At 48.4% G+C, this 12841-nt stretch carries 9 protein-coding genes; 7 read left to right on the top strand and 2 right to left on the bottom strand.

What is annotated here, in order from left to right:
* Positions 1-108: 108 nt before the first annotated feature.
* The 3 genes from AC6ESP_RS07255 to AC6ESP_RS07245 are packed head-to-tail and all read left to right on the top strand — an operon-like array spanning position 109 to position 2337.
* Positions 109-534, top strand: coding sequence for a hypothetical protein (locus AC6ESP_RS07255; protein WP_497096026.1), 426 nt, complete (start codon positions 109-111; stop codon positions 532-534).
* A gap of 46 nt (positions 535-580) precedes the next feature.
* A complete protein-coding gene (locus tag AC6ESP_RS07250; RefSeq protein ID WP_497096025.1) occupies positions 581-1537 on the top strand; it encodes a sugar kinase in 957 nt (318 codons plus the stop codon).
* Between the two features lie 2 nt (positions 1538-1539).
* The gene (locus AC6ESP_RS07245) at positions 1540-2337 is read left to right on the top strand and encodes a DeoR/GlpR family DNA-binding transcription regulator (RefSeq protein WP_497096024.1); all 798 of its coding nucleotides are present in this window, start codon (positions 1540-1542) and stop codon (positions 2335-2337) included.
* A gap of 115 nt (positions 2338-2452) precedes the next feature.
* On the opposite strand, the gene nagA is transcribed toward AC6ESP_RS07245, so the two are convergent.
* Positions 2453-3637, bottom strand: coding sequence for an N-acetylglucosamine-6-phosphate deacetylase (gene nagA, locus AC6ESP_RS07240; RefSeq protein ID WP_497096023.1), 1185 nt, complete (start codon positions 3635-3637; stop codon positions 2453-2455).
* Positions 3630-4364 (bottom strand): glucosamine-6-phosphate deaminase, encoded by a 735-nt coding sequence (gene nagB / locus AC6ESP_RS07235; RefSeq protein WP_497096022.1) that lies wholly within the window; start codon positions 4362-4364, stop codon positions 3630-3632. Before nagB ends, nagA begins: the two co-directional genes overlap by 8 nt.
* A 279-nt stretch (positions 4365-4643) precedes the next feature.
* Between nagB and fni the strand changes: the two genes are divergently transcribed.
* From fni to AC6ESP_RS07215, 4 genes are all read left to right on the top strand, one after another.
* Positions 4644-5729, top strand: coding sequence for a type 2 isopentenyl-diphosphate Delta-isomerase (fni, locus tag AC6ESP_RS07230; protein WP_497096021.1), 1086 nt, complete (start codon positions 4644-4646; stop codon positions 5727-5729).
* A gap of 2 nt (positions 5730-5731) precedes the next feature.
* Positions 5732-6664 (top strand): ribokinase, encoded by a 933-nt coding sequence (gene rbsK / locus AC6ESP_RS07225; RefSeq protein WP_497096106.1) that lies wholly within the window; start codon positions 5732-5734, stop codon positions 6662-6664.
* Positions 6665-6944: 280 nt separating this feature from the next.
* Complete coding sequence (locus tag AC6ESP_RS07220; protein ID WP_497096020.1) at positions 6945-8015, top strand: MBL fold metallo-hydrolase; 1071 nt, start codon at positions 6945-6947, stop codon at positions 8013-8015.
* Positions 8016-8206: 191 nt separating this feature from the next.
* Positions 8207-12613, top strand: coding sequence for an S-layer homology domain-containing protein (locus AC6ESP_RS07215; RefSeq protein WP_497096019.1), 4407 nt, complete (start codon positions 8207-8209; stop codon positions 12611-12613).
* The last annotated feature ends 228 nt before the right edge of the window (positions 12614-12841 follow it).

Here is a 12841-nt window from a genome sequence, read left to right as displayed (position 1 = left end):
TGAGAAGACGCAGTTGATGAGACATTGGCTGGATTACCGGCCTTTGTGTTTACTGCGCTAATTTAGTATACTAATTGGTAGAATAATGATATTGATGGAGGTTAAGTAATGACAAATGTTATGTTGTTTTTGCACGTGCTAGGGGCTGTTGGGATGGGCTTCTATATCGTGCTGCCGGTTATGGTCGGCCGAGCTTCGAAGCTTGCTGGAGCTGGGCAGGAGGGGCTAGCTGACGGATTGGTGTCGGCTAACCGGATTGCTCAGTATTTTCTGATTGTTCAATTGCTTACAGGCGGTTACCTGATTTCTCAGGCTGATTACACCCTTACTTGGATGATTCTCGTTGTTCTGCTGTTCCTTGCTATTGCAGCTATCTCGGGAATTATGACGAAGCCGCTCAAACGAATTGTTTCTTCCATTCAGCAGAAGCAGAGCGCTACTGCACATATTAACAAGACGCGTACATTCAGCTTGATCGTTCTTGTACTGTATATTGTCGTTATTTACTTGATGAAGTTCCCGATGTATCAATAATTAAGTAGTAATCATTCAAGTATAGAGCCTTATGGGGGGAAATAACGTGTTGCAGAAATCACCGGACGTTATAACATTTGGAGAAACGATGGCTTTGTTCATGCCTCCGGAGCATAAAGCGCTTGAACGTGCGACTATGCTTGAACAGGGCTTCGGCGGTGCGGAGAGCAACGTGGCGATCGGCCTTGCAAGACTAGGCTGCTCGGTTGGCTGGTTCGGTGTTCTTGGAGATGATCCATTCGGCAAAATGATCGTTAAGACGCTTCGAGGCGAGGGTGTAGATGTATCGCGTGCGACGCTAAGCGGCGAAGCGCCAACGGGCATGATGTTCCGGGAGAGCGTTGCCGGCAGGCTGGCCGTTCATTATTACCGCAAGCATTCTGCAGCGAGCAGGATGGAGCCCGAGCAATTGGATGAGGAATATATCAGGGGTGCTAAGCTGCTTCATATTACAGGTATTACAGCAGCCTTGAGCGATAGCAGCCGACGGACGCTTCGTCGTGCCATCGAGATCGCCAAAGACGCTGGTGTGAAGGTGTGCTTCGATCCGAATCTGCGGCTTAAGCTGTGGACCATTGAGGAAGCTCGTGAAGTGCTGCTGCCATTCGCTGAAGCAGCTGATTATTTCCTTCCAGGCTGGGACGAGCTGAAGCTGCTCTATGAGACAGATGATTATGAAGAGGTCAAAGCCAAGCTGCTGCAATTAAATGCGGTCACTGTTATTAAAGGGCTTGGAGATACGACTATCGTATTGGATAACGGGGTAGAGACGATCGTACCCTTCTATCCCGCTGATAAAGTGATAGATACTGTTGGTGCGGGGGATGGCTTCTGTGCAGGCTTCCTAGCAGGCATGATGAAAGGCATGACACCTGTGCAAGCGGTCGGTGTCGCTAGCATTAACGGCTCACTGGTCGTTCAGATGCGTGGAGATTGGGAGGCACTTCCGGAATGGAGTGCCGTCGAGCAGCGAATGTCCGCTAAAGCTTGGGTGGAGAGGTAATAATGGCTGATTTGAATGTATCCGCATCGAAGGGGCAGCGTCGCCGAGATGCTATACTCCAGCTGCTCAAGCAGCAGGGGCGGATTACCATACAAGAGATGGTAGAGCGCTTCGACTGCTCGGAGGCGACAGCCAGAAGAGATCTGGAGCAGATGGAGGCGCTGTATCCGATCATTCGTACGATCGGCGGAGCTATGTATGATGGTATGAATGCGGTACGCGATATGGGCTTCGCTGAGCGCGAAGGACTCTCTTATCTGGAGAAGGAACGAATTGCTGCTAAGGCCGCCTCCCTCATCGAGGAGGGAGACGTCATCGGCTTGTCTGGCGGTACGACGAACTATCTGATAGCGAAGCTGCTGAAGTTCCGCACTGGCATAACGGTCGTAACGAATGCGGTTAACATTGCGATGGAGCTTGCAGGAAGTGCTATCCAAGTCGTTGTTACGGGCGGCATCATGCGACATAACAGCTTTGAGCTCTGCGGGCCTCTAGGAGAAGGTATGGTCGCACATTTGAATATCGGCAAGATGTTCATTGGTGTGGACGGTATTTCCCCGGCAGGCGGTATTACTACCTATTCGGAGCAGGAAGCGCAGATTGCTAAGGCGCTTATCAAGCGCTCGAATACAACCTATGCGGTATTCGATCAGACTAAGGTCGGTAAGACGTCTTTATTTTCTATTGTATCGATAGAAGAGCTTCAAGCATTAATTACAGATATCCCTCTCACAGGAGAGCTGAAAGCTGCAGCTGGTCAGCATGGCATACAAGTGTATGTTGCTGAAACAGATGCTTAGCAATAACGAATAGAGAAGGAAGCCCATGCAATGAGGGCTTCCTTCTTTTTATACAACAGAAGGGGTTGTCTTAGAAGTCATTTGACCTCTGAGACAACCCCTTCTTGGCAATCGTTTAGTAGTTCTGTTCGAAAACAAGTCTTCCGTCAACCCACGTGCTGCGAACCTCGCTGAATGTCGCATCTGTCAGTACGAGATCACCGCGTTTGCCGACGGTTATAGAGCCTGTGCTGTCGAATATGCCGAGCTGTCTAGCTGGGTTGCCGCTGGCGTATCTGCTCACATCTACGACTGTCGAATCCGTGTGCTCCATCATATAGCGGAATGCGTTAATCATTGTCAGGCTGCTTCCCGCTAGATTGCCTTCCTTCAGACGCGCTACTCCCTCGTTGACGTACACAGGAAGTCCTCCTAGGTCATAGACGCCATCGGGCATGCCAGCTGCCGACATGGCATCGGTAATGAGTATAAGCTTGTCCGCAGGCTTAGACGCAGCGAGCAATCGAATCGCGCCTGGATGGACATGATGCCCATCAGCAATGATCTCTGCGCTTATTCGTCTGTCTGTCAGCACTGCCCCTACAGTACCCGGCTCTCGATGATGGAGCGGGCGCATGGCATTGAACGTGTGCACGGCGTGTGTAAGGCCAGCGTCAGCGGCTTGCTCCATTCTCTCGAACGTTGCATCGGTGTGACCGCATGCTGCAACGATACCATGCTCGGCAAGCCAGCTAATAGCCTCCAGCGCGCCTTCAGTCTCTGCGGCAAGTGTGACGATTTTGATTAAATCAGGGTATTCCGCTGACCACTTCTCCAGCCAATCAATGCGTGGTGCTGACAGGAAGGCGGGATTCTGTGCCCCTATCCATTTCCTACTTAGGAAGGGGCCCTCCAGATGTACGCCATAAAGCGCCGTATAAGGCATTGCTCCTGCCATGTATGCTGATGATGCCTGCAGTACGGAATGAATCGCCTCAGGTGAAGCCGTTACGGTCGTTGCAAGCATGCCAGTTGTGCCCTGTGTAGCATGGAATTGTGTAATCGTATCATAGCTTGCACGGCTGGCATCCATGAAGTCACCGCCGAAGCCTCCATGTACATGGACATCAATGAATCCGGGAAGAAGCCAGCCGCCTTGGCCGTCAATCGTCGGGAGCTCTTCGAAGCCAGTACCCAGAGGAGCAACATCCTCCAGTATGCGCGAGATCTTGCCATGGCTGTCGATAACGACGCTGCCTTCCAAGGTGCGGTCCTCTAGTACAAGGTTAACTCTAGTGATGACAAAGGACTGATTATTCATATTCCGCTAGCATCCTTCCTGCTTCGCGGTCGAGCAGCACGATAACGCGAGGATGCGTCTGGAGCAAGGATGCCGGCACTTCCGTAGTAATGGGGCCGGTCAGCGCTTGCTTGACGATGTCTGCTTTATCTGCGCCGCGTACCGCTAATAATATCGTGTTTGCTTTTAAGATCGATCCGACACCCATCGTAATCGCCAGCTCAGGCACTTCATCCATCGAAGCGAAGAAGCGTGCGTTCGCCTCGCGTGTCTCTTCCTTGAGCTTGACAACATGAGTGCCACCGGACAATGAATGATCCGGCTCATTGAAGCCGATATGACCATTATGACCAAGGCCAAGCAATTGAACATCGACAGGCTGCTCTAACATCCTCTTGTCGTATTGCGCACATTCTGCTTCAAGATCTGCGGCCATCCCGTTAGGGAGGAAGGTCTGAGCCTCTGGAATATCGATATGGGAGAATAAGTGCTGATTCATATAATACGCGTAGCTCTGATCATTGTCAGGCTGCAGCCCAACGTATTCGTCCAGATTATAAGTCGTTACTTGCTCATAAGATAGCTCTTTATTCTGGTACATGTCTACCATTTTGGCATAAATACCAAGTGGTGTCGATCCAGTAGCAAGACCTAATACAGCGTTCGGTTTATGGAGTATAGTTTGTTTGAAATAATCAGCGGCAAAAGCATCCAGCTGCTGGGAGTTCTCGAATATTTTGATTTCCATGAGTGGTGTCCTCCTAAAAGTTTTTGCGAAGGTTAACTAATTCCATTTTAATTCATAATCATCATTATAACAATAAAAATGATTGTAAAGATCATATTAATGATTTTTACAATCAATTAGTTCCTCATCGAGTCGAGAAATGTAGTTAGCTTGCCCACTTCTTGCTCCCCGCCCGAAAACTGCGTTATGATGGACAATACATACTTATTCGAAGAGTTTTGCTGCCGAGCAAAACCTGAATGGAATAGTCTTGCTTCACCTAATTAAGGAGGAACTAGAATGACGTTAGAGCAACCAACTGAGGTGAACGGAAGCGCCTCCACAGCCAAAAGAAAGGGTGAGCATATCCGAATCTGCCTGGAGGAAGAGGTGAACGGGGCAGGAATTACGACGGGTCTGGAGCGGCTCCGATTTCGTCATAATGCGCTGCCTGAGCTTACATTCGATGAGATCGATCTAAGCACGGAGTGGCTCAGCCGCAAGCTGAAGACTCCTCTTCTGGTAAGCTCGATGACTGGAGGGACGAATGAAGCAGGCTCGATTAACCGGCGTCTGGCTGAAGTGGCTGAGCAGCGGGGCTGGGCCATTGGACTCGGTTCCATGCGTGCAGCGATTGAGGAAGAAGAGCTGGCCGCATCGTTTCGTATCCGCAGTATAGCGCCCTCTGTTCCTGTCATTGCGAATCTTGGTGCGGTACAGCTGAATTATGGATTCGGTGTAGAAGCTTGCCGCAGAGCAGTTGATATCGCACAAGCAGATGCATTGGTTCTGCATTTGAACAGCATGCAGGAAGTATTCCAGCCGGAAGGCAATACAGACTTCAGAGGCTTGCTGTCACGTATTGAGCAGGTATGCCGAGAGCTAGCAGTTCCTGTCGGAGTGAAAGAGGTTGGCTGGGGCATAGACACGGATACAGCAGCTTCTCTAGCTTCAGCTGGTGTTGCCTTTATTGATGTGGCAGGAGCTGGCGGCACATCTTGGAGCCAAGTGGAGAAGCATCGTTCCAATGACAGCCTGCGCCGTGCGGCAGCAGATGCCTTTGCCGGCTGGGGAATACCGACGGCTGAGAGCATTACCGAAGTCAGAGGCAGACTTCCTGATATGACTGTGATCGCAAGCGGAGGGCTGCAGAGCGGCGTCGATGCTGCCAAGTCCATTGCTCTTGGAGCAGATTTAGCAGGCTTTGGCCGCGTATTGCTCCCTAGAGCAGCACAGGACGAGGGCCAGCTGACCATACAGCAGCTAACCGAGCAGTTCGAGCGAATTGAATTCGAGCTGCGGACCGTCATGTTCGGAATAGGAGCAGTCGATATCAAGCAGCTTCAGCATACAGATCGGCTTGTAAACTTGAGGAGAGAGGGATAGTGATGGGTGTTATAGTCGTTGCAGGAAGCATTAATATGGATTTGGTAAGTAAGGTTGAGCAATTCCCACAGCCAGGAGAAACCATTCACAGCAAGGGGGTAGCGTTTCATCCAGGGGGCAAGGGAGCCAATCAAGCCGTTGCCGTTGCACGTGCAGGTGCGGATTCCGTAATGATTGGAGCCGTGGGAGAGGATGCCTTCGGTACTCCTCTTGTTGAATCGCTTGCGGAGTATGGCGTTAATACCTCAGGTGTACACGTCGTTCCGGGAACTTCCGGGTTGGCCTTCATCACTGTAGCGGAGAGCGGAGAGAACAATATCGTACTGGCAGAAGGCGCCAATGGCCAGCTGGAATGGCAGGCAGTAGAACAGCAGCTGGAGAAGCTAAGACCCGTTCAAACTATTCTTCTACAGAATGAAATTCCATGGTCTATTAATCGTCGTATCATGGATTATGCCTCAGAACATAGTATACAGCTGCTGTATAACCCTGCTCCTGCTGCTTCTGTACCGCCTGACGCGTTAGCACTTGTGCATACATTAATTCTGAATGAGACAGAAACAGAGACGGTTACCGGTATTTCACCTGCTACTGCGGATGAATGTGAAGAGGCTGCTCAGCAGCTGCTGAAGCATGGTGTGAAGGCGGTTATTATAACACTCGGAGAAGAAGGGTGCTATTATCGCGACCATACCGGAAGCAGCTTCTTGCAGCCTGCATTCTCGGTCAAGCCTAAGGACACAACGGCTGCAGGGGACACCTTTATTGGAGCCTATGCTGCGGCTTCAGCTTCTGGAGAGGAGCCGAGAGGAAGTATACGCTTCGCTTCAGCTGCTGCAGCCATTGCAGTTACCCGTGACGGTGCTCAGACCTCTATTCCAAGCAGAGAAGAAATTATAGCATTCCTGAAAGAGAGGGACGGACAGCCTATTTAATTAGGCCCGTCCCTTCTATTGTAATGGAGGCATCAACAGCGAATTCAAGCTCAGGGTAGATAGCTTGCCAATTGCTTCACGCCTGGCTTCTTTTCTATAGGGCTCCAATTTTTGTGAAAAAAATCCGGTGGTGCTTACTCAAGCAGGGATTTGATCCGAACATTCGTCGTTAGCAGCGGCTTCCCATTAGGATTCGTTATGCAGTACTTGCTCGAGACAGCAGTAATGGCACCGCTTGAATGACGGGGAGCAGAGGGTCCATCCCAAGCTCAGATACACGATGGAAGAAATCAGATTTCAAGTACAATACGGTAAAGATACAGCAACGAGTAGTCAAGCATGGGGAGGCCATTGCGATATGATAGACAATCAAGAGGTTGTAACGACCATATGGAACGGTGAATGGATTCAAGTGAAGCTGCCGCTGCCATTTTCTTTAAAATGGGTGAACAGTTATGTTATACCTGAAGAAGACGGCTATACCATTATTGATCCTGGGCTTCGTACGGAGCAAGCCATTGCGGCTTGGACAGCGGTTATGAACAGGCACTCGATAAGCATAGAGCAGATTACAAGAATCGTAGTTACCCATCAGCATCCAGATCATTATGGCTTGGCTGGTTATTTTCAAGAGAAATCTGGTGCGCCTGTATATATGTCTAGGAGATCCCATCACTATGCGGTGAAGCTATGGGCTGAGGGCAGTACGTTCGATGTTGAGCTGACAGCCTTGTTCGCAGAGCATGGTATGCCTGGGGATCTGACACAAGCGATCAAGCATAATTTAGAGGGCTTTGTGGAGCGGGTATCTCCGCAGCCTGTTGTGACCTATATCGAGGCAGGAGAAACGATGCGTATCGGGGGATGGGATTGGCAGCTTATAGATACGCCGGGGCATGCTGCGGGACACTTAAGCTTCTATGAGCCAATCAACGGCTGGATGCTCTGCGGCGATCAGGTTCTGCCTCGGATTACACCTAACGTGAGTGTGGTGCCAGGTGAAGAGGAAGACCCGCTGGAGCTGTTCTTGAACAGCTTAGAGGAGCTGTCGACATACAATGTCACAATGGCTTTTCCAGGACACCGTGATCCTTTTGCTGCATTCACTGCTCGAATTGAAGAGCTTAAGGCGCATCATGTCCGTCGGTTGGATAAGATGTGTGTCATGCTAGCGAAGCCATTATCCTCATTCGAGCTGTGTGAGCTGTCCTTCGGCAATCATCTGAGGGATAATCCTCATAATCTACGATTCGCGATGGCAGAGACGCTGGCTCATCTCTATTACCTGGAACGGCGAGGGAAAATAACAAGGTCGGTGAAGGCTGGCGTTGTTCATTATCAGAGCAGTTAAACTGCGCAATCGAATGTTCTTACGATTGCTGTTGTTTCCGGATGTCTTGAACAATCTTAGAATACCGCAAATAAACATATAGAATCTTAATGAATTACCTTATTTTAGTTAATAGTTTCTTTTTATAGTTATAGAGATCACTGCTTCGAACAAGCAGCAGTGATCGATAACTATAAAAGGAGTGTTCTTAATTGAAAGTCTGCCAAAAGATTTTGCTCAGCTCGCTCGTTGTTCTAATGGTTATTGGTTTGCTTAAAGGTTCTTTACCTGTCATTGCTGCAACAACCGCACCAGAGAAGACCGTACTGGTAGCTGGAGGCTCTACCTGGCATTATCTCGATAACGGGACGGATGAAGGTTCGCTTTGGCGAGCTGAATTTAAAGATAGTTGGAAGTCTGGAGCTGCTCCGTTAGGCTATCCATCAACCAAAAGGACCGACAGCTTCGGTCAAATCAAGACGACAGTAAGCTTCGGCCCAGATTCCAGCAAGAAATATATAACGACCTATCTTCAACAGCAAATAGAATTGACGGATACGGAGAGCTACGATAGGATTATCGCACAGTTCGCAATGGACGATGGTTTTATTCTATATGTTAATGGAGAAGAGGTTTGGCGCGAGAATTTGCCAGAGGGCGAAATCACATATACCACGGGAACGCCAGTGGCAACGACTAAGGAATTCGAAGTCGATCTCACCAGCGCCATTCTGGATAAGCTTCATGACGGCAGCAATCTGATTGCTGTTGAAGTTCATCAAGAGAGCGGCTCAAGCTCTGATGTTTATTTCGATATGAGTCTTGTTGCGGAAACAGGCTTAATGCAAGATACTCCTACTTCAGTTGCACTTACCTTTAACGGTGACCCCCGTACAAGCTTGGGGTTCGCCTGGTATACATCGAATGTGACTTCAGACACTCAACTGGAAGTAATTAGAGCGGACCAATTGGTTAACGGTCAATTCCCAGAGACGGGGTTTGCTTCCTTCACCGGCACATCTGAAGAAGTGGGCGTATACATGAATGAGGCAGATAAAGCTGCAGATGTGCAATCAACGTACAGAAGCCATAAGGTTAAGGCTGAAGGGTTGTCTCCAGGAACTGCCTATGCCTACCGGGCTGGGAATGGCAATGAGATGAACTGGACCGATATCGGTTATTTCACAACGGAAGGCAATTCTGCCGATGAGGAGTTCACCTTTCTGTACACGACAGATTCACAGGGAACAACAGAAGCGGATTATGACATATGGAATGACACATTGGTCAAAGGAGTCAATACGTTCCCGGGATCTTCGTTTATTGTCAACTCTGGGGATCTCGTAGATAACGGTGATCTGGAGGAGCAATGGCACTGGTTCTTTAATAAAGCGGACTCCATTCTCAAAGATTATCCGTTAGTTCCAGCAGTAGGAAATCACGAGAGTAGAACCAATAACAATTACAATTATCACTTCAATTTGCCGAATGAGTCTCAAACCGGCGCAAAGCCAGATGGATCTGTCTATTCGTTTGATTACGGCAATGCTCATTTCATGGTATTGAACACCGAATATTCGGATGATGCTGTCTACCAGAAGCAAGTGGAATGGCTGCGAAAAGAAGCTTCAAAGACCGATGCAAAATGGAAAATCGTTATTATGCACAAATCGGTCTATTCAGTAGCCAACCATTCAAGTGACAGCGATGTTGTTTTCTTCCGGAATAATCTGACCAAGGTATTCGATGAAATTGGCGCTGATCTGGTCATTGGCGGACATGACCATTCCTACACCCGAAGCTTCCATATGTATAATAACGAGGTCCAATCCGTCGAAACCGATCAAGATGGCAATGCGGTTGATCCGAAGGGAACATTGTATCTGATCACCAACGCGGCGGGCAACAAAATGTATGAACCAATTGATGGCATTCCTTATGCTGACAAATACGGCCAACCAGGCGAGCCCATGTTCACGGGAATAACCGTGACAGAGGATAAACTATCCTTTCAGACGTATACGTCAGGCTCAGGGCAGCTGTATGACCAATATGGCATTGTGAAGACAGACAACAAGCCTGCTCCCGTGCAAAACGCACAAGCCGAATATAATAGCGAAGACAGTATTAAGGTCAGTTGGTCAGCTGTGAATGCGGGTGAAGCGGCAGATAGCTATCAGCTTTATGAAAAAAACGATTCGTTAGGTGCATCTTGGAGTGTAACAGTCAATCATAATGAAGCCGTAGAAAATTACAGCTATGTCATTGAGAAGGTCGACACTAAGCAATCGTACGATTTTGTTGTTAAAGCCGTGAAGGGGAAGAGCTATTCAGATGGGGCGGATGCCACGTACGCACCTGATATTCCAACAACTATTGCTCTTACCTTCAACGGTGATCCTCGCACAAGCATAGGCTTTTCTTGGTATACATCGCGTGCCACAGCAGGAACCCAAGTCGATATCATTGAAGCTGATAAACTTGTGGACGGAAAATTTCCGGTGACAGGCGTACAATCATTCAGAGGCACTTCTGAAGAAGTGAATGTATTTATTAATCATGAAGATAGAGATAATGCCAGAACCTCTCCTTTCATGAGCCACAAAGTCACTGCCTCCCAATTGAAGCCAGGGACAAGCTACGCTTACCGGCTTGGAGACGGAAGTGATTTTAACTCTAGCGAGATTCGTATGTTCACAACCGAAAGCGATACGTCAGATGATACGTTTACATTCCTGTTCACAACTGATTCGCAAGGCTCATCGGAAGCAGATTTTGAGACTTGGAATGATACCGTTGAAGAAGGCATTCGAACGTTTCCGGAATCATCCTTCATCATTAATGCCGGAGATTTGGTGAATGATGGCGGGTTAGAGGAGCAGTGGTTCTGGTTCTTCAATAAAGCGAGGAATACGTTATCTGAACATCCATTAATTCCTGCAGTTGGAAATCATGAAGGCAATGAATACAGCAATTACGGGCACCATTTTAATTTGCCGAATACGTCTGATACCGGAGCCAAGCCAGACGGTTCTGTCTATTCCTACGACTATGGCGATGCGCATTTCATGGTTATTAATACGGAATATTGGAATAAAAATGGTTCGCAAGAAATTTATGATAAGCAAGTCGAATGGCTTTATAGCGAAGTGGCAAAAACAGATAAAAAGTGGAAAATCGTCATCATGCATAAATCGATCTATTCGGTAGCCAAGCATTCCTTTGATGGGGATGTCGTCTTTTTCAGAGAGCATTTAACGACGGTATTCGATGAGCTTGGCATTGATCTCGTCCTTGGCGGTCATGACCATTCGTTCGCCCGAAGCTATCAGATGAAAGGGAATGTACCTCAAGCTGTTGAAACGGATGATGAAGGCCATGTCGTCAATCCGCAAGGAACGCTTTATTACACCACGAATGCGGCGGGAGATAAGGTCTACCCTCCGAATGACCGTATCTATGAAGCCGTAGCCAAGCTTGGTCAGCCTAACAAACCAATGTTCACCGGAATTAACATTACGACAGATACACTTACGCTTGATGCCCGCACGCTTGAAAGTATTGGCGAGTCAGCAGCTTATGACTATTACAGCATTAAGAGAACGGACATCAATCCTAATCCCGTTACTAGTACAAATGTAGCCAAGAGCGAAAGTGATAAATTAACGATTAGTTGGAAATCTCCAGCAGCAGGCTCGACAGTAGATCGTTATCGGATTTATGAAAAGAATGGTGCTATGGGCGCTAACTGGAACACGGTTGTGGAGCATGTTGAAGGAACGACACAATATAGCTACGATCTGGACAACGTTGCTGCAGATAAAAGCTATCAGTTTGTTATTAAAGCGGTGAGCGGCAGAAACAACTCCGAGGGTACAGTAGCAGCGTATAACTCTGACGGAGGTACGACACCAACGCCAACACCGACACCGACACCGACACCAACACCAACACCGAAGCCAACGCCGACGCCGAAGCCAACGCCAACACCAACGCCAACACCGACGCCAACACCGACGCCGACGCCGACGCCAACACCAACACCAACACCAACACCAACACCAACACCAACACCATCACCCAACGCTGCTTTTCAAGATACGGCTGGTCATTGGGCAAAAGCTAGCATTGATGAGGCTATTGCATTGGGGTTTGTAAACGGATATAGCGACGGAACCTTTAGGCCTAATGCAGAAATTAATCGGATTGAGTTCGTGACGATGCTGTCCCGAGTTTTGAAATTGTCTAGCACGAATAAGTCCATAATGTTTAAGGATGAGGCCCAAATACCGGAGTGGGGAGCATCAGCTGTTGGAGCTGTCCTGGAAGCAGGCATCATACAAGGATTCTCCGACAATACTTTCCGTCCTGAACAGAAGATCACACGTGCCGAATTGGCCGTAATCGCAGTCAGATCATTAAATCTTGAAGTTAATAATCAAGCAGCCTTATCCTTCGATGATGCTGAAGACGTGCCGCATTGGGCGGTTTCCTCTGTTGCAGCAGCTGCAGATGCTGGCCTTCTGAAGGGAGTCGGCAATAATCGCTTTGCTCCGAACAAATCAACGACTCGGGCAGAAGCGGTTGTATTATTGCTCTCATTATTGAAACAGCAATAAGCGTACGCAGTAGGTATTGAAAAAGGGGCTGTCTCAAAAGGTCGTAAAGTGACCTGAGAGACAGCCTGTTCTTATGACAAAAGCTATGAGGAAATAGGTAAATAAATAGGTATCGTGCTCTCTTCTCGTTCAAGTGAATCAACATCCGTCCAATGCTCGAAGTCAAAAGGCCGATTAGCCTCGAGCCCTTGTCACATATGCTAGCATATGTTTCTCCTATTTGGGATT

This window comes from Paenibacillus xinjiangensis, assembly GCF_059686975.1.
Note: the sequence above shows the minus strand (reverse complement) of the source record. Positions and strands in the feature narration are given on the sequence as shown.

Bases quoted from the DNA above. Each gene is read 5' to 3' on its own strand.
- rbsK (WP_497096106.1), top strand. From the start codon at position 5,732: ATGGGTGTTATAGTCGTTGCAGGAAGCATTAATATGGATTTGGTAAGT.
- AC6ESP_RS07255 (WP_497096026.1), top strand. From the start codon at position 109: ATGACAAATGTTATGTTGTTTTTGCACGTGCTAGGGGCTGTTGGGATG.
- nagB (WP_497096022.1), bottom strand. From the start codon at position 4,364: ATGGAAATCAAAATATTCGAGAACTCCCAGCAGCTGGATGCTTTTGCC.
- nagA (WP_497096023.1), bottom strand. From the start codon at position 3,637: ATGAATAATCAGTCCTTTGTCATCACTAGAGTTAACCTTGTACTAGAG.
- AC6ESP_RS07245 (WP_497096024.1), top strand. From the start codon at position 1,540: ATGGCTGATTTGAATGTATCCGCATCGAAGGGGCAGCGTCGCCGAGAT.
- AC6ESP_RS07220 (WP_497096020.1), top strand. From the start codon at position 6,945: ATGGAAGAAATCAGATTTCAAGTACAATACGGTAAAGATACAGCAACG.
- fni (WP_497096021.1), top strand. From the start codon at position 4,644: ATGACGTTAGAGCAACCAACTGAGGTGAACGGAAGCGCCTCCACAGCC.